This is a genomic window from Janthinobacterium sp. SUN211 (assembly GCF_030587315.1).
Lineage (GTDB): Bacteria > Pseudomonadota > Gammaproteobacteria > Burkholderiales > Burkholderiaceae_D > Janthinobacterium > Janthinobacterium kumbetense.
In genome coordinates this window covers 143,022-164,020 of record NZ_JAPWIC010000005.1, presented here as the reverse complement: position 1 = coordinate 164,020, position 20,999 = coordinate 143,022, and the positions used below count along the sequence as shown (strand labels likewise).

General features: G+C 62.6%; 20 protein-coding genes. 5 read left to right on the top strand and 15 right to left on the bottom strand.

Features of this window, described 5'->3' with window-relative positions; translation table 11 throughout:
• Positions 1-44 precede the first annotated feature (44 nt).
• Positions 45-239, top strand: a complete 195-nt coding sequence (locus tag O3301_RS18125; RefSeq protein ID WP_099664698.1) for a hypothetical protein — start codon at positions 45-47, stop codon at positions 237-239.
• Positions 240-346: 107 nt separating this feature from the next.
• Positions 347-958 (top strand): TIGR01841 family phasin, encoded by a 612-nt coding sequence (gene phaP / locus O3301_RS18120; protein WP_077402186.1) that lies wholly within the window; start codon positions 347-349, stop codon positions 956-958.
• 41 nt (positions 959-999) lie between these two features.
• Here phaP and O3301_RS18115 read toward each other — a convergent pair whose 3' ends face one another.
• Together O3301_RS18115 and O3301_RS18110 are read right to left on the bottom strand one after the other, a co-directional pair.
• Positions 1,000-1,626, bottom strand: a complete 627-nt coding sequence (locus O3301_RS18115) for a metalloregulator ArsR/SmtB family transcription factor (RefSeq protein WP_305057064.1) — start codon at positions 1,624-1,626, stop codon at positions 1,000-1,002.
• Entirely contained in the window at positions 1,623-2,840 is a 1,218-nt protein-coding gene (locus O3301_RS18110; RefSeq protein WP_289899103.1) for an MFS transporter, read from the bottom strand. Before O3301_RS18110 ends, O3301_RS18115 begins: the two co-directional genes overlap by 4 nt.
• Positions 2,841-3,000: 160 nt before the next feature.
• Here O3301_RS18110 and O3301_RS18105 point away from each other — a divergent pair, with 160 nt between their 5' ends.
• The 3 genes from O3301_RS18105 to O3301_RS18095 all read left to right on the top strand — a co-directional run bounded on the left by O3301_RS18105 (position 3,001) and on the right by O3301_RS18095 (position 7,704).
• Positions 3,001-3,705, top strand: a complete 705-nt coding sequence (locus tag O3301_RS18105) for an SMI1/KNR4 family protein (RefSeq protein ID WP_305057063.1) — start codon at positions 3,001-3,003, stop codon at positions 3,703-3,705.
• An 85-nt stretch (positions 3,706-3,790) separates the two neighbouring features.
• The gene (locus O3301_RS18100; RefSeq protein ID WP_305057062.1) at positions 3,791-5,443 is read left to right on the top strand and encodes a VRR-NUC domain-containing protein; all 1,653 of its coding nucleotides are present in this window, start codon (positions 3,791-3,793) and stop codon (positions 5,441-5,443) included.
• Entirely contained in the window at positions 5,440-7,704 is a 2,265-nt protein-coding gene (locus tag O3301_RS18095) for an ATP-dependent DNA helicase (RefSeq protein ID WP_305057061.1), read from the top strand. Before O3301_RS18100 ends, O3301_RS18095 begins: the two co-directional genes overlap by 4 nt.
• Here the strand turns inward: O3301_RS18095 and O3301_RS18090 are convergent.
• From O3301_RS18090 to pstC, 13 genes are all read right to left on the bottom strand, one after another.
• Complete coding sequence (locus O3301_RS18090; RefSeq protein WP_305057243.1) at positions 7,690-8,418, bottom strand: LytTR family DNA-binding domain-containing protein; 729 nt, start codon at positions 8,416-8,418, stop codon at positions 7,690-7,692. The two genes, O3301_RS18095 and O3301_RS18090, sit on opposite strands and share 15 nt — an antisense overlap.
• An 11-nt stretch (positions 8,419-8,429) precedes the next feature.
• A complete protein-coding gene (locus tag O3301_RS18085; protein ID WP_099664705.1) occupies positions 8,430-9,506 on the bottom strand; it encodes a sensor histidine kinase in 1,077 nt (358 codons plus the stop codon).
• A 6-nt stretch (positions 9,507-9,512) separates the two neighbouring features.
• Positions 9,513-10,328: a LiaI-LiaF-like domain-containing protein gene (locus tag O3301_RS18080; protein ID WP_251351797.1), complete on the bottom strand. Its 816-nt coding sequence runs from the start codon at positions 10,326-10,328 to the stop codon at positions 9,513-9,515.
• Complete coding sequence (locus O3301_RS18075; protein ID WP_099668154.1) at positions 10,318-10,701, bottom strand: LiaI-LiaF-like domain-containing protein; 384 nt, start codon at positions 10,699-10,701, stop codon at positions 10,318-10,320. The genes O3301_RS18080 and O3301_RS18075 overlap by 11 nt, the downstream gene beginning before the upstream one ends.
• 382 nt (positions 10,702-11,083) lie before the next feature.
• Positions 11,084-11,998: an NAD-dependent epimerase/dehydratase family protein gene (locus O3301_RS18070; RefSeq protein WP_289916029.1), complete on the bottom strand. Its 915-nt coding sequence runs from the start codon at positions 11,996-11,998 to the stop codon at positions 11,084-11,086.
• Between the two features lie 94 nt (positions 11,999-12,092).
• A complete protein-coding gene (locus tag O3301_RS18065) occupies positions 12,093-14,039 on the bottom strand; it encodes a UvrD-helicase domain-containing protein (protein ID WP_305057060.1) in 1,947 nt (648 codons plus the stop codon).
• A 35-nt stretch (positions 14,040-14,074) separates the two neighbouring features.
• Entirely contained in the window at positions 14,075-15,271 is a 1,197-nt protein-coding gene (gene senA, locus O3301_RS18060) for a selenoneine synthase SenA (protein ID WP_305057059.1), read from the bottom strand.
• Positions 15,272-15,349: 78 nt separating this feature from the next.
• Positions 15,350-16,666, bottom strand: a complete 1,317-nt coding sequence (phoR, locus tag O3301_RS18055; RefSeq protein WP_034778134.1) for a phosphate regulon sensor histidine kinase PhoR — start codon at positions 16,664-16,666, stop codon at positions 15,350-15,352.
• An 11-nt stretch (positions 16,667-16,677) separates the two neighbouring features.
• On the bottom strand, positions 16,678-17,367 hold the full coding sequence (locus O3301_RS18050; RefSeq protein ID WP_034755074.1) for a response regulator: 690 nt from the start codon (positions 17,365-17,367) through the stop codon (positions 16,678-16,680).
• Positions 17,368-17,372: 5 nt separating this feature from the next.
• Positions 17,373-18,083 carry a phosphate signaling complex protein PhoU gene (phoU, locus tag O3301_RS18045; protein ID WP_034778131.1) on the bottom strand — a complete coding sequence of 237 codons (711 nt, stop codon included), beginning with the start codon at positions 18,081-18,083 and terminating at the stop codon, positions 17,373-17,375.
• A 42-nt stretch (positions 18,084-18,125) separates the two neighbouring features.
• Positions 18,126-18,908 (bottom strand): phosphate ABC transporter ATP-binding protein PstB, encoded by a 783-nt coding sequence (gene pstB, locus O3301_RS18040; RefSeq protein WP_010396817.1) that lies wholly within the window; start codon positions 18,906-18,908, stop codon positions 18,126-18,128.
• A 38-nt stretch (positions 18,909-18,946) separates the two neighbouring features.
• Entirely contained in the window at positions 18,947-19,834 is an 888-nt protein-coding gene (gene pstA / locus O3301_RS18035) for a phosphate ABC transporter permease PstA (protein ID WP_077402151.1), read from the bottom strand.
• The gene (gene pstC / locus O3301_RS18030) at positions 19,831-20,802 is read right to left on the bottom strand and encodes a phosphate ABC transporter permease subunit PstC (RefSeq protein WP_099664709.1); all 972 of its coding nucleotides are present in this window, start codon (positions 20,800-20,802) and stop codon (positions 19,831-19,833) included. The genes pstA and pstC overlap by 4 nt, the downstream gene beginning before the upstream one ends.
• Positions 20,803-20,999: the final 197 nt, after the last annotated feature.

Below are 20,999 nucleotides of genomic sequence, written 5' to 3'. Positions count from 1 at the left end.
GCAAGCGCGCTACAATGCCAGCAAGCATTTCTTTCGGAGCACCCATGAAATACCTTATCGCCACTGCCCTGCTGGCAGTTTGCGCTGGCGCAATGGCCGGACCTGCCCCTTGGTACAAATGGCGCAGCAAGATCGACGGCACCCTGTCGTGCGCCCAATCGACCCTGGGATTTGGCTGGGAACTGGCCTCGGGACCGTACAAAGATAGCCGTTGCGAAAAACCGGCGCTTGTTAAATAATGGGGCCATGACCACACGGGGCACCGGCTTGAGAGCAAGCGATGGCAATGCGGCGTCGAAAGAGTATGGAACGATAAGAACGTATCTATTCAAACCGAGGAGACCACATGTTTACGAATCCCGAACAATTCGCAACGGCCACCAAGGCCCTGTTTGAATTCCAGCTGATGACCTTCAACACCCTCACCTCCAAGGCCGTGCAAGGCGTGGAACAGGTCTTGGCGCTGAACATGGCCACCGCCAAGTCCGGCATCGAGGATGGCCTGGCCGCCAGCAAGGAAATCAGTCAGGCCAAGGATCCGAAGGCCGCCATGGCCGCCGCCGCTGCCCAGCTGCAACCGGGCGTGGCCGGCGCGAAAGCGTATAAACAGCAACTCGACGACATCATCAAGGAAATCCACACGGAATTCACGACGGCCGCCGAAGCCCATGTGGCCGAAGCGAAAAGCAATCTGAGCGCCCTGATCTACGACGTGACGAAAAACGTGCCGCCAGGCTCGGAAAACGCCGTCGCCATCGTCAAGGCCGCCATCGACAACGCCTTCCTCGGCTACGAACAAGTGACCAAGGCCACGAAACAGGCCGTGAAAACGGTAGAAGAGCAGATCGCCAAGGCCAGCGCGCAAGTGGCGCAAGCCACGGAAAAAGCGACGGGCGGCGCCACCGCCGCGGCTGAAAAAGCGGCACCTGCCGCCAAGCCGAAGGCTGCCAAGAAGTAATTTGACAAGAAGTCAGTTTGCAGCTATCGGGGCCTGATTCTTCAGGTCCCGATAGGTATGATTCTGTACACGCAGCGCCTCCCCCCCTCCAGCAGATATTCGCTGCGTTCCACCGTGCAATCGTCCCCCAATACCCGCTGAAAGATGGCCAGCTCGGCGCGGCAGAAATTCTGGCACGCCCTGGCGGCCGCACAGATCGGGCAATGGTTTTCCACCAGCAAGACACTGCCATCGTCCTGCGGTTCCGCATGGGCCATATAACCTTCGCCATCGCGCGCCCGCGCCAGGCTATCCACCCGTTGCGCCAGATCAAGCCCAGGGTCGACCAGCTTGCCGTAGGCGGCTTCGCTGCTGCGCTCGCGCGCGCCGATCAGTCTATCCAGCCCCTCGTCGCCGAACAGGGTTTTCACTTGCGCGATCAATTCCAGGGTCAGGTCGGCATGGCGGTCGGGAAAGCGCGCGTGGCCCGCTGGCGTCAGCTGCCAGCGCCGCGACGGGCGCCCCACCTTGTCGGCCACGTCCCCGCAAGCCACCAGGCCCTTGTCCTGCGCCGCTTCCAGCTGGCGCCGCGCGCCCATGGAGGTGATATCGAGCAAGGCCGCCAGTTGCTGCGCCGTCTGCGGCCCGCGCATCTTCAGCAAGAACAGCGTCTGCTCGGACGTATTCATGCCACGGCCTCGGCATCGACGGCGCCGGCCAGCTGGCGGCGCCAGGCGGCCATGCGCCACGCGGCCCAGGCGGCAGAACAGGCGCCCGCGACGAGGATCAGCCGCGTGTCGATCAGGGTCAGCACGGAGCCACTGAGGGCGACGACGATGTTGGCGATACAAAAGGTGGTGGCCAGCAAGCCCATCACGGCGCCCTGCCCGTGCGCGCTGAAGCGCTCGGCGCACCAGCCCTGGATCACCGTGTTGTACAGCGCATTCGGAATGCCGAACAGCACGATGGCGGCGATGCCCACCCAGATATTGCCAAGCGCCAAGATTCCCACGGCCAACGCCACGCCGCACGCATACCAGCTGGCGCGCAGCAACGGCGCATGGCGGCTGGGACCGCCCGCCAGCAGCGAGGTGATGGTCATCGTGCCGCACAGGCCGACATTCACCCAGGCAATCTCTTGCGCATGGTAATTGGCCGTCTCGACCAGCCACAGCGGATAGAACTCGTAAAAGCTGGCCACGCCGCACGTCAGCGCCAGTTGCACGATGAACAGGGTGCGCAGCTCGTCATGGCGCAGCAAATTGAGCGAATGGCGGTCGCGCGCCACTTGCCACCACGACGTCGTCAATAACGAGGGCGTTTCGCGCGGCAAGCCCGCGGCCACCAGCACGGCGACCAGCATCAGGGCGGCGGCGGCGATCCAGAACGGCACCGTCACGCCCCAATGCAGGGTGGCGCCCGCCAAGATGGGTCCCACCAGCCAGCCCAGGTAAAACGCGCCATTCAGCCAGGACATGGCGCGCAGGCGCAGCGGCCCCGTCAGCTGGTCGGCCAGCATGGCGCGGGCCACGGCGCCGTTACCCTCCAGCAAACCGGTGATGAAACGGGCGACGATGAACAGGGGGTAGGACTGGATCACCAGCGCCCAGGCCGTGAAGGCGTGGCCGATGGCGGCGCCCACGGCCGTGCGCATCAGCAAGGGACGGCGGCCATAGCGATCCGACAGCGGCCCCAGCAAGGCCGAGCCGATCAGCAAGCCCAGCGGGTTGATGGTCAGCGCCAGGCCGAACAGCAGTTTCGATGGCAAGCCGAGGAAATTGTTGAAAGCATTCGGCGCCTCGGCCGCGAACAGGGGCGGCAGGATCGGGTACGGCAGGGAGGCGCCGATGGTCGACAGCAACGCCAGCAAACAGGCGGCGGAAATCAGGATGATGTTTTTCATGCGGGCTCGATGGAGATGGTCTGGCCAGACTACGTGAGCACGCCACATAAGTAAACAAAAATGTTTATTAATTATGCGCATCATTGTCGCCGTGGGACCAGCCGTGCGCGCCATCGCCTCGGCTATCATTGCCGCATGACTCACGTTGAACAGGGAAAACATGACACTGGCAGAAATTGAACAGCAACACGGCTTCACTTATCCTGCGCTGTACCGGCAGCTGGACCGCGACGGCATGCTGGCCGTGGGCGAATACGGCCCCGACTGGTACAAGCTGGTCTATCCCACCTTGACCGAGCGGCCCACCCTGCTGCTGCATGCGGACGATTTCGAGTTGCTGAGCGTCAAAGCCGCAGCGGCAGCCATGGAAGAACTGGCCGATCCCGACGATTACCGGCAGATCGATCCCGCCTTCCGCTTCATCCCGTTCGCGCAAACGGGCACGGGCGACCACTACTGCTTCTTCGCGTCTGGCCAGCACGATGGCGACATGCCCGTCGTGCTGCTGTGGCATGACCAGGATGAAGCCCAATATCTGGCAAAGAATCTGCAGGATTTCCTGTTTCACATGTTGTTGAACAGCATGGCCGACCAGGATACATACAACGACGTCAGCGATGGGGAATTCAAGGAACAACTGGCAAACACCCTGGGCACGCATGCGCGCTACCTGACGGCGCGCCAGGCCGAGGTGCTGCAAGCCTTGCTGGCCAGGGACATCATCGATTACGACGTGCTGCTGCCGAAGGGACGCAAGGAAGCGCACCGGGGCTTGCTGAGCGATATCGAACTGGCTGGCCTGCGCGCGGAACTGATTCCCTACGAAAAGTTCGACAGCTGTTTTGCCTACAGCACGGCTGGCTGAACATAAAATCGCTGTGCAAGCAGCGGCTGAAGGTTTAAACTGTATATAAACACAGTAAAACCGATCACCTTGCCCTATTGCCCCCATGTTGAGAGTCCTGGAAAATCCCCTGTACTATCTGGATAATTTCCAGGATGTGCTGAACTGGATCAGCGCGCGTTACGCCGATCTGCTGAGTATTGAGGAAACGCAGTTCATCGCCGACTTCGGCGCACTGCCGCTGCCGTCGCGCGCCCTGTTCGTGCGCCTCGTCATGCGCAAGGGTTGCTTGTTTCGCGCAAGCAAGCTCAATTATCCGGAAATCGGCGACACGCGCGCAGCCGCCCTGCCCCTGCTGGCCACCGGCTGGGTAGTGGCCGATCCCGCCATTTCGCTCGATGAGCTGTTCGACCTGCTGCTGAAAGCGGAAATCGCCCAGGCCTTCGACCTCGCCGCGCCCCTGAAGGCGGCGCGCAAGGCGGAACAATTGGACACCTTGCGCGAACAGCATGTGAATGAGAAGCCGTTTTCCGCCTGGCATCCCGCCTGCGGCGACGTGCTGTACCGCATCGGCCTGCAAGCCCTGTGCGACCGTTTGCGCCTGATTTACTTTGGCAACTATCACCAGGACTGGTCGGAATTCGTGCTGTCCGACCTGGGCGTGTACCAGTATGAAAAAGTGGAATTCTCGCCCGCTTCGCGCGGTTTTCGCACGCGCCAGGATATCGAGCACTATGAAGTGCTGCACCAGTGCCGCGAACGCTACAACGACAGTGCGCCGGCCGACGAAGTGCTGCAGGAACTGGCGGCGCTGCCCTTGTCGCAGGACAATACCTGGCTGGCCAGCCGGCGCGACAAGCTGCGCTTCCAGATCGCCCAGCACCTGGAAAAATGCCAGGACTGGCCGGCCGCCTACCGCGCCTACGCCGATTGCCGCTATCCGGGCGCGCGTGGCCGCGCCATCCGCGTGCTGGAAAAGGATGAGCAGCCGCAAGCGGCCTATGAGCGCCTACTGATCGCCCTGGCCGCGCCGGAAAGCGAAGCGGAACAACAATTACTTTTGCGCATGGCGCCCCGTTTGCGGCGCAAGCTGGGCCATGCGAAGCAGGCGGCCAGCGCGGCGGCAAGCGTGGAGCGCATCGACCTGCTGCTGCCCTGCCCGGAACAGGCGTGCTACGTGGAAGGCGTGGTGCAGCAACACCTGATGCGGGATGACGCGCCCGTGTACTACGTGGAAAACACCCTGATCAACTCGCTGTTCGGCCTGCTGTGCTGGCCCGCCATCTTCAAGGCCATGCCGGGCGCCTTCTTCCACCCGTTTCACCGTGGTCCGGCCGACTTGCACAGCGCCGACTTTTACCAGCGCCGCAGCCTGGACTTTGCCGCTTGCCTGGCGCAACTGGACGACGGCAGCTACCACGCCGTCATCCGCGCCACGCTTGCCGCCAAGCACGGTATCGTTTCGCCCTTCGTCAGCTGGGACGTGCTGGACGACGGCTTGCTGGACCTGGCGCTGGCCTGCATCCCGGCCATCCACCTGAAAAAGGCATTCGAGCGCATCTTGCTCGACATCAAAAGCAACCGCAGCGGCTTTCCCGATTTAATCCAGTTCTGGCCGGCCGAACAGCGCTACCGCATGATCGAAGTCAAGGGTCCGGGCGACCGCCTGCAAGACAACCAGCTGCGCTGGATCGCGTATTGCGCCGAGCACGCCATGCCCGTCAGCGTGTGCTACCTGCAGTGGGAGGCGGCCGCATGAGCGTCAAGCGGTACACGATCGCCGTGCGCGCCCTGTGCGAATTCACGGCCAAGGCAGGCGACCTGGACTTGCGCTTCACCCCGTCCCCCACGGCGCAGGAAGGCATGGCCGGCCACGCCACCGTCACTGGCCGGCGCGACGACGATTACCAGCGCGAAATCAGCCTGTCCGGCGACTTCGGCCCCCTGCACGTGCGGGGCCGCGCCGACGGCTACGACCCGGCGCGGCGCCAGCTGGAAGAAATCAAGACTTACCGGGGCGAGCTGGACACGATGCCCGCCAACCACCGCCAGTTGCACTGGGCGCAGGCACGCATCTATGGCCATTTGCTGTGCCAGCAGCTGAACCTGCCCATGCTGCGCGTGGCGCTCGTGTATTTCGATATCGCAAGCCAGAAGGAAACGGTCATGCACGAGGAATGCACGGCCGAGGCGTTGCGCCTTTTCTTCGAACAGCATTGCGCGCTGTTCCTCGACTGGGCCGAGCAGGAACTGGCGCACCGCGCCAGCCGCGATGCACAGCTGACCAGCATGGCGTTTCCCCATGCCGACTTCCGCCCGGGGCAGCGCCAGCTGGCCGAAGCCATGTACAAGGCCAGCAGCCGCGGCTGCGGCTTGCTGGCGCAGGCGCCGACCGGCATCGGCAAGACGGTAGGCAGCCTGTTTCCCATGCTCAAGGCGACGGCCGCGCATGGCCTGGATAAACTGTTTTTCCTCGCCGCCAAGGTGCCGGGACGCCAGATGGCGCTCGACGCCTGCGCCATCCTCAAGGATAGCGCGCCCCTGTTGCCGCTGCGCGTGCTGGAACTGAGCGCAAAGAGCAGCGCCTGCGAACATCCTGACAAAGCCTGCCATGGCCAGTCGTGTCCGCTGGCCAAGGGTTTTTACGACCGCTTGCCGCTGGCGCGCGAGGTGGCGCTGGCCAGCGGTTTGATCCTGGACAAGGAAGCCGTGCGCGCCATCGCCTTGCAGCAAGGTATTTGCCCGTATTACCTGGGCATGGAATTGGCCCGCTGGAGCGACGTCGTCATCGGCGACTACAATTATTACTTCGACCTCAGCGCGATGCTGTACAGCATGACCCTGGCCCACGACTGGAAAGTCAATGTGCTGGTCGACGAAGCGCACAATATGGTGTCGCGCGCGCGCAGCATGTATTCGGCCGAGCTGGCACAGATCGACCTGAAAATGCTGCGCAAGTTCGCGCCGGAGGGCTTGAAAAAGCCGCTGGACCGCCTCTCGCGCCAGTGGACGGCCTTGTTGAAAGAACAGGATGGCGATTACCACGTGCATGCGGCGTTGCCGGACAAATTCTTTGGCGCCCTGCAAGGGGTGGCCACGGCCATCGGCGACTACCTGGCCGAGCATGCCGCCGCGCTGGACGAGGACTTGCAGCGCTTTTACTTTGACGTGCTGCTGATCAACCGCCTGGCGGAAAGCTTTGGCGAGCATTCGCTGTTCGACGTCAGCAAAACGGATACCGGTTCCACCGTCTGCCTCCGCAACATCGTCCCGGCGCCGTTTCTCAAGGAACGCTTCGCGGCCAGCCACAGCACGGCCCTGTTTTCCGCCACCCTGAGTCCGTGGAATTACTACAGCGACACTCTGGGCATGCCGGCCGACACGGCCTGGGTCGACGTGGAATCGCCGTTCCAGGCGGAGCAATTGTCCGTGCGCGTGGCCGACAGCATTTCCACGCGCTACCAGCACCGCGCCGCCTCGCTGCTGCCCATCGCCCAGCTGATGGCGAAGCAATACGCGGAAACGCCGGGCAATTACCTGGCCTTCTTCAGCAGCTTCGACTACATGGAAAAGACGGCCCACTTGTTCGCCCAGCATTACCCGGAAGTGCCACTCTGGCAACAGCCGCGCCGCATGGACGACGCTGCCCGCGCGCAATTTTTGGGCCGTTTCGGCCTGGACACGCGCGGCATCGGCTTTGCCGTGCTCGGCGGCGCGTTCGGCGAAGGCATCGACTTGCCCGGCGCGCGCCTGATCGGCGCCTTCATCGCCACCCTCGGTTTGCCGCAGATCAACCCCGTCAACGAACAGATCCGACAACGCATGGGCGACATCTTCGGCGCCGGCTACGACTACACGTATCTGTATCCGGGCATGCAAAAGGTGGTGCAGGCGGCAGGCAGGGTCATCCGCACGCAATCGGACAAGGGCGTCGTCTACCTGATCGACGACCGTTTTTCCCGCCCGGAAATTCGCCAGCTGCTGCCCACGTGGTGGGATGTGCAGCTAGCCAACCAGTAACCTCAGCTTCTGATACCCCGCCTTGCTTACGGGTATCCTCGTATCGTCGCGCAGGATGGCCACGTGGCTGTCCTTGGTGGCCGCCTCGATGCGGCGGATGCCGTCGATATTGAGCAGGTATGACCGGTGCACGCGCAGGAACTTGGCGGGGTCGAGCTGTGTTTCCAGCTCCGCCAAGGTCTGGCTTTTCAGGTAGGACTTGCCCTCGGAGCGGATGCTGATGTAGTCATCCTGCGCCTCGATGTAATCAATCCTGGCGCTGGCGATGACGTGGACCTTGGCGCCGTCGCGTATCAGCACGCGGTCCAGTGGCGCGGCGCGCGTGGCCGCTTCGCGCGCCACCGTCAGCACCGTCTCGGGCGTGCTGCGGCTGGCGCGCGCATGGGCCAGCGCCTGGTCGAAGCGCTGTTCGCTGAACGGCTTGAGCAGATAATCCAGGGCATGGCATTCGAATGCCTTCAAGGCGTACTGGTCATAGGCCGTGACAAAGATCAAACGCGTCTTTGCGCCGATCAGCTCCGCCACTTCAAAACCGTCCAGGCGCGGCATCTGGATGTCGAGAAACACCAGTTCCGGTTCCAGCTCCGCGATGGCCTTGACGGCCTCGAAGCCGTTGGCGCACTCGGCCACGATGTCGATATCGTCGTGGCGCGCCAGGTATTCGCGCAACACGCTGCGCGCCAGCAGCTCATCGTCAACGATGGCGACCCGCATTCTTGCCTGCATCATGCTTCCTCCGTGTCGCCGGTCTGCGCCGGCATGGAAATCATCACTTCGAACTGGCCGTCGCGCCGCCCCCAGTGCACGCTGGCTTCGTGGCCATACGCGCCAGCCAGGCGCTGGCGCACATTCTCCAGGCCCACGCCATTGCCGCGGGCAGGCCCTTGATCTGCATCAACGGGATTGCGCACGGCGATCTGCAGCAGGCTGCCTGCGCGCCGGGCCTCGATGGCGATCAGGCCACCCTCCGTCAAGCCGCAGATACCATGCTTGACGGCATTTTCCACCAGCGGCTGTATCAGCATGGGCGGCAGCAAACACGCCAGCGCGGCAGTGTCGATGCTTTCCGCCACTTGCAGGCGTTCGCCAAAACGCACGTGCTCGATGGCAAGAAAATGGCGGATCAGCACCAGCTCCTGCTCCACGGTAATGTGCTTGTGCGCTTCCAGGCTCAGGCTCTGGCGAAAGAAACTGGCCAGTTGCACCGTCATCTGGCGCGCGCCCGCCACATCGATAGACGTCAAGGCGCTGATGGAGTTCAAGCTGTTGAACAGGAAATGCGGATCGATTTGCGTGCGCAGCATGCGCAATTGCGCTTCCTGGGCCGTCAGCTGCGCTTCCAGCCCCCGCTGCTCGGCCATTCTGGCGCGCACGAATTCCAGCAACAGATAATGCACTGCAGCAGCAAGACAATACAGCAGCACGCCCAGGCCGAAGAACAGGGCCAGCAGCGATTGCGTCAGGTTCACGCCCAGCCAGCGCAGCTCCAGCAACAGGCTGACGCTATTCAGAAATTGCAGCAGGGTGGCCCACAACAAGCCCGCGAACAGGGCCGCCACGCCCACCACGCCAGCGATGGCGAGCGGATGGCGGACGTGCAAGGGGTAGGCGCGGCACAGGTAAAACGCGGAAAACCCCGAGCCGATCGCATACACGAGCGTGGCGGGCACCACCAGCACGACGGCATTGAGCCAGGGCGCGTGCGCCACCCTGGCCAGAATAAAGGCCAGGGCCAGGCCCAGCGCGATGCAGACCAGAAACACCACCACGGCGCCGCGCCGTTTCGACAAGGGCCCCGACATGCGCGCCTAGTTGCGGATTTCCAGGCCGCCCATGATGGCGTAGCCCGTCACATACAGACGCTTGTTCTGGTTCGGCGGCACGATGGTCTTTTCTTCGAAGCCGCCGAGGATGGGCGTGCCCTGCAGCACGACGCTCCAGTCGGGCGGAATCTTGATGGTGACGCCGCCGCACAGGGCAAATACGTTGAGCACGGCTTCGCCTTCGATCGACGCCTGGCGCAAGTCGATTTCGCAGCCGGCCATGATGACATTGATATCGCCGCCCTTGAAGCGCTGCGACGACACGCGCCGCACATAGCCGCCAAGGATAGCCGTCACTTCGATGATGCTGTCATCGTCCGCCTGCCCGCCGGCGCCGGGCGCCGCAGTGGCATCGGCGGCATCCTTGTCCAGCGACACGGCGCCATTCCTGGCCTGGCCGAACGAGTCGGGCGCAGCGCTTCCATCTTGTTGCGCGGCAAAGCGCCGGCGGCGCTGGCGCTGCTGCGCGCCGGGCAGGGACTTCGACACCACGGCCACGCCCAGGCCGATGATCAGCAGGGGCCACAGCAAGTCCCAGTTCATATAGAAGATGCCCATGTGCTTGAGGGTCCAGGCCACGCCCAGCAGCACCAGCATGCCACCCAATAAATAACCGTTCGCGCTGCGGCTTTGCGACAGTTTCAGCAGGCCAAACACGATCAGCGCCGTGGGCCAGAAACGGAAGGTGTAGCGCACATCGATGAAACCGAGGTTATCGAGCAGGAACAACAGTCCCAGGCCGATGACGATGACGCCCAGCACGATCTGCGATGGCGAGTGCAGCGGCGGTTTATTTTTCATGCTCGGACTCCCGGTAGGCAATAAAATGTTTGTTCAACAGCGGCTCCAGCACGAGGCCCACGCCCCAGGCGATCAGCAAGGCGGGCCAGCTGTTATAAAAACTCAGGTTCCACAGTTCTTCATACGATACATACCACCAGGCGGCGAAGAAGATCAGCCACAGGCCACTCAATACCTGCTTGGCGGACACTGGCGTGAGCAGCTTGTTCAAGCCGAAAACGACCAGTATCACCGGCCAATAATGCCATAGTGAATAGTAATCGTGGAGATAGATCATATCGAGCCGGTCCAGCAGGATGATGGCGCCGGTGGCGATCAGCAGCACGCCCCACAGCAGCTGGGTACGGCGGCAATAAGCTGGTTCAGGTTTCACGGTCACCCCTTGAAGTTGGTTGATCGTAAAGATACGCGGATTTCGGACGGGGGAAAACACCGCTTCGGCGAATGGCGGAAAGACAGCGGTGAATGGCGCAGCGATGGAAACAACGGGCAAAAAAAAGACCGGCTAGAGCCGGCCTTGAAGGGGTTCGCAGTCCACACCGCGACCTGGAGTTGCAGTGCACAGCCGCACGACGCAAGCGCGCCGGCAGCAAGAATCTGGTGCCGATCCTTGAGGCGACCGGCTGACCTGCTGGAAGATCGAACATGCCGCCAACTTCACGGCAGTGCGTCTCAACCAAGCAAAGCCATCATACTCCCGATCGCCACAAAGCACCGTTCGCTAGCGCACACTGATGAGGTTTTGCTGAGCTGCATCAAACGCCGATGGCGTGCGGCGGGTGCAGCATGTCGTTCTTGATCCATGCCAGCACGGACGGTCCCTGCGGCTGCCAGCCCAGCAACTTGCGCGCCCGCTCGCCGCGCACGCGGCTGTTGGAACCGAGGCCGTAGGAAGCCATCTCGTAACCCCATTCGGCTATCGCCTCGGGCAGCGGCCAGTCCTGCGCGGGCCCCAGGTCCAGTGCCGTGGCAATGGCGGCCGTCATGTCGCGGAAGGCCGCTTCGCCCGATTCGACAAAGTAAAACGTGCCGGCAGGCGACTTTTCCAGGGCCAGCAAATACAGGCTGACGACATCGTCGATATGCACGTTGGACCAGATGTTGCGGCCCGGTCCCACGTGGCGCACGATGCCGCTCTTGCGCGCCTGCTTGAGCAGGCGGGGCAGCTGCACGCTGTCGCGCGGCAAGGTGCCATGGCCGTAGATCAGGGTGTTGCACAGCACGCTGGCGCGCACGCCCTTGCCTGCGCTGGCCAGCACCAGGTCGTCGATGGCGACGCGGGCCGCCTTGTCGGCCGTGGGCGCCGGCAACTTGTCTTCATAATAGATCTGCTCCGTGCCCTCGCCGCCCGAAGCGTCGCCCACGATGGACGAACCGCTGGTGTGGAGGAAAGGCTTGTTGCTGCCGGCCAGCGCATCGAGAATCGCTTCGACGGCGCCCCGGTGGTCGCTGCTGGCCGCGTTGATGACGGCGTCGGCCGCCCTTGCCTGCTCGATGAGCAATGCGCGGTCGTTCAACTCGCCCTGCACGCCCAACACGCCGATCTTGGCCAGTTCGGCCACCTGTTCCGGTTTGCGCACGAGGCCCGTGACCTGATGGCCGGCGCGCACGAGGCCCGCCGCGATGGAACTGCCGATGAAACCTGCTGCGCCTGTCAAAAATACTTTCATATCTTGCTCCCTGTCTGGTTAGATTGCTGTGAATCACACCAGTCCAGTATGCCCGCTTTCGTCTTTCGCAAAAAGAAGCCGAACGGCAAAAGATCTATGACTTCGGCGCAACAATCTTCTGTTTGAGCTGCAAGGCGGCGATGTAGCGGCTCTGGTAAGCAGGGTCTTGCGGCGTCAGCAAGGTGAGCCTGTCGCGCGCGCGGGTGGCGGCCACATAGAAACGGTTTTCCTCTTCCAGCGGGTCGGTCTTGCTGCGCGGGAACTCGTCGACGGCCAGGTAAGGCAAAATCACGTGGTTGTATTCGAGGCCCTTGATCTGGTCGATGCAGGCGATGACGAGTTTAGCCTTGCCGGTCGAGACCGTCACGGCGTCTTCCATCTCGCCCAGCCAGCCGGCAAAGCCGCCCAGCGCCACGCCCGCTTCACGGCACACGGCAATGAAACCGTGCAGGGAACGGGCCACCACTCTGGCCTGCGCCGGGTCGACATAGATGCGGCGCGCCGTCTGTTCCAGCTGCATCATGTCAAAGATGTGCTGCAAGGCATCGCCCGCCAGAGCGTCGGGAGGCAGCGCGCGCAGGTAGTCGACGGCGGCCAGGGTCAGCGCCGCCTTGTCCTGGTTCTGCGACTTGGCCAGCTGGTTCGTCAGGAAACCTTCCAGCAAGTCGGGATAGTTGGCCACGTCGGCCTTGGCTTGCTGCAATTCCGTGCGCGTAAACGGGATTTCCGCGAAGGCCACGAGGGCTTCGAGGATTTCGCCGCGGCGCGGGCCGCTCTTGATCGCGTGCAAGTCCTTGCGGGCGATGGCGACCATCCCGCGCAGCATCAGCACTTCCAGGCTCAGCAGATAGCTGTTCATGTCCACCAGGCCATACGCGATGCCGCTCTGGAATAGCGCCGTTTCCACGCGGATCGCCTGGTCGCGGTCGCGCAGCAAGATGGCCGTCGTGCCCGCATGCGCGTGTTCCAGCGCGGCGATCAGCTGGGCGCTGCACGCTTGCGGCTGCGCATGCTCGTATTGCAACACTTCGATGTGGGTGGCGCGCGACAGGGCCGAGACGCTGGCCTTGTTTTTCAGCACGCCCACGGCGTGCGCCAGCTGCGGGCCGTAGCGGTAGGAGGCCGTCAGCGGCAAGCGCTGCAAGGCGGGGAACTCCTGTTCGAAGCGCTGGCGCAGGAAGCGGTGGTCGGCGCCCGACCACGTGTAGATGACCTGGTCCTTGTCGCCCGCGCCGCAGAAAAACGCGTTGCCGCGGCGTATCAGCATGGTCAGCAGCCGGAACGACGCTTCGTTCAAATCGTGCAATTCATCGGCGACGATGATCTGGAAGGCTGGCAATTGCTGGCGCAGCGGCTCGTCGCCGTCGAGCATGCGCACGAGGTCGTAGGTGGCGTCGAACGGCGCGCGGAACTGGATATCGCCCGTGTCGGCTCCGCGCAAGCCTTCGTATTCGCGCAGCCACAGATAATGCGTGCGCGACATGCCCAGCAGCTCCAGGTTGTCATCCAGGGAATTGCTCTCGAAGTCGGGATTCTGGAAATCCAGGCGCGCCTTGGTGCGCAATTGCAGTTTCAAGAACTCGGCAATCGCCCCGTTGGTCGTATTGATTTCCAGCGGGTAACGGTGAGCATACTTTTCCGACACGACTTCCAGTGCTTCCCAGGCAACCGGACGCAACTCTTCATCGCTGCGCATGGCTGCCACCTGCATGTTTTCCAGCTGTAACAGCACCTTGGCGGCAAAGGCGTCGAAGGTGTCGATGGTCAGGCGCTTGACGACGCCCAGCGGCACGCCCACTTCCAGCAAGCGCTGGCGCAGGGCCACGCGCGCCGCCTCGGTGAACACGAGGGCCAGCATGCGTTCGGGCGCGCGCCCCCGGTGCAGCGCCTCGGCCAGGCGCAGGGCCAGGGTGGTCGTCTTGGCCGCGCCGGCATTGGCGTCGATCAGCACCACTTTCTTTTGCGCCGTCTGGATGGCGACCTGCTCCGGCGTGGGCGTGATGCGTTTGGGAATGAACTGCGGGGCGTTATCTGTACTCAAAAGTATTCCTGAAATGGTTACTACTCTTTGCGTGCTTACCAGGCGCAGGTGCGCAGGCCGGCAAAGATGTCGCCCCGCTCGGGCGCGTGGAAGGCGCGCATGCGGGCCGAATGCAGGCGCGGCGGCGTGGCGAAGGCGGCGCCGCGCAGCACCTGGTGCTGCATGAAATACGGCGCGGAATATTCGCGCCAGGCATCCACCGCAAAGCCCGGATACGGTTCGAACGGCGTCGCCGTCCACTCCCACACCTGGCCCCAGTGAAAGCGCGGATGGCCGGACAGCGCAGCATACTCCCATTCCGCCTCGGTCGCCAGGCGGCGCCCCGCCCAGGCGCAGTACGCCTGCGCTTCAAACAGGTTGATGTGGCGCACGGCTTCGTTCGGCGGCAAGGTCGTGCGCTGGCCGAAACGCATGGTGCGCCACTGTGTCGCTTCGCGCAGCCAGTACAGGGGCGACGAGCGCTCCTGCTGCATCAGCCAGGCGCTGCCGGCAGCGCTCCAGAACTGGCGGTTCTGGTAGCCGCCGTCCGCGACAAAATCGGCATACTGGGCGTTGGATATGGCGCAGGCATCGATGGAAAACGGCGCCACGTAGCAACTGTAGGGCGGCGATTCATTGTCGAAGGCAAAACCGGCCCCGCGCGGCGAGCCCAGTTCGATGGTGCCCCCAGGAAACGCGATCTCGCCCGCGCCCGGCGGCAAGGCCGGGCTGGCCGACAGGGACTCCGGTGCTTCCAGGCCCAGCCATTGCAAACCTGCCAGCATTTCTTCGCCGCACAAGTCTTCATGCGCCAGGGCCAGCCGGTACGGCGCCAGGGCGCTGTCGACATTGGCTTCGCGCGAGAGTTTGTCCAGCACCCGGTCGAGTACTTCGCGGCAATACGTCTTCACGGCGCCCGGACTGGGCAGTTCCAGCTTCCAGCGCGCGCGGTGCTCCACCATGTTGGCGTCGAACAAGTCGTCGCCACGCGTCAGCAGGGAGTTATAAATGGCGTCGGCCGGGTGGCTGGTAGCGGCTTCGCGCAGGATGAACCACTCGGCAAACCAGGCGATCTGCGCAAGTTGCCAGAGGGGCGGCGTAAGCCGCGAATGGCGCGGCATGCCGGCCACCACGTCCAGGCCGGCAGTAACATAACAGTCGAACAGGGAAAGCGTATCCTGGCGCGCGGCCTGCAGCGACTGGGCCAGTTGCTGCGCGCCGGCGTGGCGAAAAGAGGCGTTGATTAAAGTCATGGCCTGATTGTAACGACTTATGCCAACCTTGCACTAGTCGCGCAGGAAACAGGGAGGGGATACTCCCCTCCCCCCGGCCTACTTGACCAGCAGCTCGCCCTGCAGCGGCGTGACGACCGATTTTGGCATGCTGACAATAAAACTGCTGCCCTTGTCGGCCACGGACTGGATGGCCAGGGTCCCGCCATGGCGCAGCAGCACGTGCTTGACGATGGCCAGGCCCAGGCCCGTGCCCTGGGTTTCGCGCGAACGGCTCTTGTCGACGCGGTAGAAACGTTCCGTCAGGCGCGAAATATGCTCCTGGCTGATGCCGATGCCCGTATCTTGCGCGATGAATTGCGGACCGGCCGGGCCATCCTGCCAGCGCAGGGTGATGGTGCCGCCGGCCGGCGTGTAGCGCACGGCGTTCGAAGCCAGGTTGCCAAACGCGCTATACAGCTCGTCGTAGCTGCCCAGCACGTCGGGACCGTTGCATTCCATGGTCACTTCATGCTTGCCGGCCGACAAACCTTTGGCGTCGCGCAAGACTTGCTGCATGAGTTTCTTGATATCCACCGGTTCGGGACGCAGCGGATAGTCGACCGATTCCAGGCGCGACAGGGTCAGCATGTCCTCGATCAGATGCTGCATGCGGTGGCCCTGCTCCGTCATCAGCTTGAGGTGGGCGGCGCGCGTGGCGGCGTCCAGGTCCAGCTCGGCGGAAGCGATTTCCAGGAAGCCCACGATGACGGTGAGCGGCGTGCGCAGCTCGTGCGAGGCGTTGGCGATAAAGTCGCGGCGCATCATTTCGATGCGTTCCGTCTCCGTCACATCGTGCGTGACGAGAATCTGGCGGCGGTTTTCAAATGGAATGATCTGCACGATCAGCTTGCGGTTGCGGAAGGTGATCGTCAGCGGCTGGTCATAGCGGCCCAGGATGATGTAATCCATGAACTCGGGGCTGCGGATCAGGTTCGTCACGCGCATGCCCTTGTCGCGCTCGTGCGTGAGACCCAGATGTTTCTCGGCGGCAGGATTGCACCATTCGAGGAACAGCACGTCATCCATGATGACGACGCCGTCGGGCAGCAGGTGCATGGCCTGGCGGAAACGCGCCAGCCATTCCGTCAGCTCGGCCTGGTTTTTCTCGTCGTCGCGGCGCATGCGGTACAGGCGCGCGAAAATGCTGGTCCAGGCGCCCCAGCCGTCGGGCAGCTTGGCGCTTTGCGGATTGTCCAGCCAGTTACTCAGCTGGAACAGATACGACAGCTGCACGAACACCATCATGGCCATCAGCACGAAGGCGATGCCCAGCGCATACGTGGCGCCAAACAAATACCAGACGACGGCAACGCCCAGCAGCGCCAGCACCATGCGCAGGGCGGCCGGTACCCAGAACAGCAATTTCGGATTCATAGAGTCAAACTTTACTTTTCAGACAACATGTAGCCGACGCTGCGCACCGTCTTGATCAGGCTTTCCGCCTCTTTCAAGGCTTTGCGCAAGCGCAATACGTGGACATCGACCGTGCGTTCCTCGATCACCACATGGTCGCCCCACACCTTGTCGAGCAGCTGGCTGCGCGAAAACACGCGTTCCGGATGGGCCAGCAGGAATTTCAGCAGCTTGTATTCGGCGTGGCCGATATCGATCTTCTGTTCATCCATCATCACGGTGCAGCTGACGGGGTCCAGGGCCACGTTGCCGGCGCGCATGGGCGCCTGCGCGTGTTCCGGACTCTTGCGTCGCAGCAAGGCCTTGGCGCGCGCCAGCAGCTCGCGCGGCGAGAACGGCTTGGTGACGTAATCGTCGGCCCCGCTGTTCAAGCCGGCCAGCTTGTCTTCTTCCATGCTCTTGGCGGTGAGCATGATGACGGGGATGGCGGCGAAATTGCGGTCGGCGCGGATGCGCGACAGCAGGCGCAAGCCCGTCTGGTCCGGCAGCATCCAGTCCAGCAGGATCAGGTGCGGCGTGCGGTGCTGGATGAATTCCCAGGCATCGGCGACGTTTTGTACAGAACAGCAATTCCAGCCGGATTCGCGCAGCGAATAGGTCACCAGTTCAACGATGGCCGGCTCATCTTCAACAATCAATACCGTGGTTTTATCAGATGCCATAAAGCTTACTCAGGGAGCTCCTCGGAAATGGCGGGAGCAGCCACCTTGGTGTGGCGGATGTCCTTGCCTTCAACCACGTAAATCACGTATTCGGCGATGTTTTTCGCATGGTCGCCGATCCGTTCGATGGCTTTGGCCACCCACAGGGTATCGAGCGCCGCCGAAATCGTGCGCGGGTCTTCCATCATAAAGGTTATCAAGTTGCGCATGATAGACCGAAACTCGTGGTCGATGATGGCATCTTGTGCAATTAATTGTAAGGCCTGCTTGCCATCGTTGCGCGCGAATGCGTCCAGCGCGTCGTGCAGCATGTCGGTGGCCGTGTTGGCAATGCCGCGCACCATCTCGTAGTGGTTGACGACGCCGTTGCCGCGCTTGTGCAGATTCTTCGCCACGCGGGCGATTTTCGTCGCCTCGTCGCCTACGCGTTCGAGGTCGGTAATCACCTTGATGGTGGCCATGATGGTGCGCAAGTCGTTGGCGGCCGGCTGGCGGCGCACGATCAGATGGCTGCAGGCGTCGTCCAGCGACACTTCCAGCTGGTTGACGACGTCGTCTTCGCGCATCACGCGGTCGGCGCGTTCCGGATTGCCGATGCGGAAGCACGTCATCGCGTCGAGGAACTGGGTTTCAACGATGCCGCCCATCAGGAGCACTTTCGAGCGGATCGCTTCGAGTTCGTTGTCGTATTGCTTGGATGAATGTTCGCCTATCATGCTGTCTCTCCGTATTCAGTTGTTGTGTATGCGCGGGGCGGATCAGCCGAAGCGGCCCGTGATGTAATCCTGCGTTTCCTTGCGGGCCGGATTCATGAAGATCTGGTCCGTTTCGCCGAATTCCACCAGCTCGCCCAGGTACATATAGGCCGTGTAGTCGGAGCAGCGCGCCGCCTGCTGCATATTGTGCGTCACGATAGCGATCGTGTAATCCTGTTTCAATTCGCTGATCAGCTCTTCCACTTTCGACGTCGAGATCGGGTCCAGCGCCGAGGTCGGCTCGTCGAGCAGCAAGACGTCCGGCTTCACGGCCACGCCGCGCGCGATGCACAAACGCTGCTGCTGGCCGCCCGACAGCGACAGGCCGCTCTTGCTCAGCTTATCCTTGACTTCGCCCCACAGCGCGGCCTTTTTCAGGGCCCACTCGACGCGCTCGTCCATCTCGCCCTTCGACAGATCTTCATACAGGCGCACGCCGAAAGCGATGTTGTCGTACACGGACATGGGGAACGGCGTCGGCTTCTGGAACACCATGCCGACCTTGGCGCGCAGCATGTTGACGTCCTGGTCGGCGTCGAGCACGTTGCGGCCGCGGTACAGGATTGAGCCTTCCGCGCGCTGACCCGGGTACAGGTCGTACATGCGGTTCAGGGTGCGCAGCAGGGTTGATTTACCGCAACCGGACGGGCCGATGAAAGCGGTAACCTTCTTTTCGTGGATGTCCAGGTTGACGTTATGCAAGCTTTGCGTTTTGCCGTAAAAAAAGTTCAGGCCCGAAATTTCGATGGTTTTTTTCTTTGGTGCCAGGTCTTGTGCTGGATTCATTTGCGTATTCATATGGGTTCGCTTCGCTCGGTATCTGTTTAATTAGGGACTTTTTGGCTGAACACGGTGCGCGACAGGATATTCAAGGCCAGCACGCTGAAGGTGATCAGCAGTGCGCCGCCCCAGGCCAGCGAGCGCCAGTTGTCGTACGGGCTCATCGCAAACGATGCGATGACGGACGGCAAGTTGGCCATCGGCGCATTCATGTTGAAGCTTTGGAACTGGTTATTCAGGGCCGTGAACAGCAGCGGCGCCGTTTCGCCGGCGATGCGGGCCAATGCCAGCAGTACGCCGGTGATGACGCCCGCCTTGACGGCGCGCAAGCGCACCAGGGTGGCGACCTTCCAGCGCGGCGCGCCCAGGGCAAATGCGGCTTCCAGCAGGCTGTTCGGCACCAGACGCAGCATATTGTCCGTCGTGCGCACCACCACCGGCACGGCGATCAGCGACAGGGCGATGGCGCCCGCGTAACCGGAGAAGTGCTTCACGTGCGCCACGTACAGCGCATACACGAACAGGCCGATGACGATCGATGGGGCCGACAGCATGATGTCCGTGACGAAGCGCGTCACTTGCGCCAGCTTGTTTTCTTCGCCGTATTCGGCCAGGTAGATGCCGGCCAGGATGCCGATCGGGGTGCTGACGACGGTTGCCAGGCCCACCATCAGGGCGCTGCCGACGATGGCATTGATCAGACCGCCGCCTTCGCTGCCGGGAGCCGGCGTCGTTTGCGTGAACAGGTCGACGGACAAGGCGCCGAAACCCTTGATCACCAGGGTGAACAGGATCCACACGAGCACGGCCAGACCGAGGGCCATGGCGGCCACCGACAGGGCGATGCCGACGCGGTGCATCAGCAGGCGCTTGCGGTAGACGGGGTTCATGGCCGGCTTGGCCGGAACGTCGAGAGTGCTTACTTGGCTCATTTCGTGCCTTCCTTGCGGGACATGCCAGCCAGCATCAGCTTGGCGGCGGATAAGACGATAAAGGTGATGACAAACAGGATCAATGCCAGCGAGAACAGCGAGGACACGTGCAGCGCCGATTGCGCTTCGCCGAATTCGTTCGCCAGCAGCGAGGTGATGCTGTTACCGGCGGCAAACAGCGACCACGACAGCTTGTTCGCGTTGCCGATGACGAAGGTCACGGCCATGGTCTCGCCCAGCGCGCGGCCCAGGCCCAGCATGACGCCGCCGACGACGCCGGTCTTGGTGTAAGGCAAGACAATCTTGCGCACCACTTCCCAGCGCGTGCAACCCAGGCCGTATGCGGATTCCTTCAGCACGGCAGGCACGATCTCGAACACGTCGCGCATCACGGAAGCGATGAAGGGGATGATCATGATGGCCAGCACCAGGCCGGCCGTCAGCAAGCCGATGCCCATCATGGGGCCGCTGAACAGCTGGCCGATGACGGGGACGTTGCCCAGGGTGGCTTTCAGCAAAGGCTGGACGTGGTCGGCGAACAGGGGCGCGAAGACGAACAGGCCCCAGATGCCGTAGATGATCGATGGCACGCCGGCCAGCAGCTCGACAGCCGTGCCCAGCGGGCGGCGCAGCCAGGCCGGGCAAATTTCCGTGAGGAACAGGGCGATGCCGAAGCTGACGGGGAAGGCGATCAGCAAGGCGATGACGGACGTCACCAGGGTGCCGATGATGGGGATCAGGGCGCCGTACTGGTCATTGACGGGGTCCCATTCCGCGGACACGATGAAATGCAGGCCGAAGGTCTGGAAGGCCGGTATCGATTCCATGATCAGCGAAATGATAATGCCGACCAGGACGATCAGCACCGACAGGGCGAACAGCATCGTCACCTTGTGGAACAGAAAATCCTGGATGCGCTGCTTGCGCATGGTGGAAAGCATTTGCGCGTGACTGATGGAATCGGTCATGGTGCCGCCTGGCAGGGGGATCGTGGAGGAGGTAGATTGTGCGCTCATATTGTGCCAGATGTGGGTGGTACTGCCGGTGTCGCTATTTTGAACTCTTGTTTTATTGTTGCTTCTTTAGCCAGGACCGTCTGCAAGGGCTTGCGGGCGGTCCTGGCTAACTCCCTGCCCCGCCGCCGTGCTGCTGGCGGGGGCAAGGA

Coding starts and splice junctions, on each gene's coding strand:
- O3301_RS18125 (WP_099664698.1), top strand. CDS start 45: ATGAAATACCTTATCGCCACTGCCCTGCTGGCAGTTTGCGCTGGCGCA.
- phaP (WP_077402186.1), top strand. CDS start 347: ATGTTTACGAATCCCGAACAATTCGCAACGGCCACCAAGGCCCTGTTT.
- O3301_RS18115 (WP_305057064.1), bottom strand. CDS start 1,626: ATGAATACGTCCGAGCAGACGCTGTTCTTGCTGAAGATGCGCGGGCCG.
- O3301_RS18110 (WP_289899103.1), bottom strand. CDS start 2,840: ATGAAAAACATCATCCTGATTTCCGCCGCCTGTTTGCTGGCGTTGCTG.
- O3301_RS18105 (WP_305057063.1), top strand. CDS start 3,001: ATGACACTGGCAGAAATTGAACAGCAACACGGCTTCACTTATCCTGCG.
- O3301_RS18100 (WP_305057062.1), top strand. CDS start 3,791: ATGTTGAGAGTCCTGGAAAATCCCCTGTACTATCTGGATAATTTCCAG.
- O3301_RS18095 (WP_305057061.1), top strand. CDS start 5,440: ATGAGCGTCAAGCGGTACACGATCGCCGTGCGCGCCCTGTGCGAATTC.
- O3301_RS18090 (WP_305057243.1), bottom strand. CDS start 8,418: ATGCGGGTCGCCATCGTTGACGATGAGCTGCTGGCGCGCAGCGTGTTG.
- O3301_RS18085 (WP_099664705.1), bottom strand. CDS start 9,506: ATGTCGGGGCCCTTGTCGAAACGGCGCGGCGCCGTGGTGGTGTTTCTG.
- O3301_RS18080 (WP_251351797.1), bottom strand. CDS start 10,328: ATGAAAAATAAACCGCCGCTGCACTCGCCATCGCAGATCGTGCTGGGC.
- O3301_RS18070 (WP_289916029.1), bottom strand. CDS start 11,998: ATGAAAGTATTTTTGACAGGCGCAGCAGGTTTCATCGGCAGTTCCATC.
- senA (WP_305057059.1), bottom strand. CDS start 15,271: ATGACTTTAATCAACGCCTCTTTTCGCCACGCCGGCGCGCAGCAACTG.
- phoR (WP_034778134.1), bottom strand. CDS start 16,666: ATGAATCCGAAATTGCTGTTCTGGGTACCGGCCGCCCTGCGCATGGTG.
- O3301_RS18050 (WP_034755074.1), bottom strand. CDS start 17,367: ATGGCATCTGATAAAACCACGGTATTGATTGTTGAAGATGAGCCGGCC.
- phoU (WP_034778131.1), bottom strand. CDS start 18,083: ATGATAGGCGAACATTCATCCAAGCAATACGACAACGAACTCGAAGCG.
- pstB (WP_010396817.1), bottom strand. CDS start 18,908: ATGAATCCAGCACAAGACCTGGCACCAAAGAAAAAAACCATCGAAATT.
- pstA (WP_077402151.1), bottom strand. CDS start 19,834: ATGAGCCAAGTAAGCACTCTCGACGTTCCGGCCAAGCCGGCCATGAAC.
- pstC (WP_099664709.1), bottom strand. CDS start 20,802: ATGACCGATTCCATCAGTCACGCGCAAATGCTTTCCACCATGCGCAAG.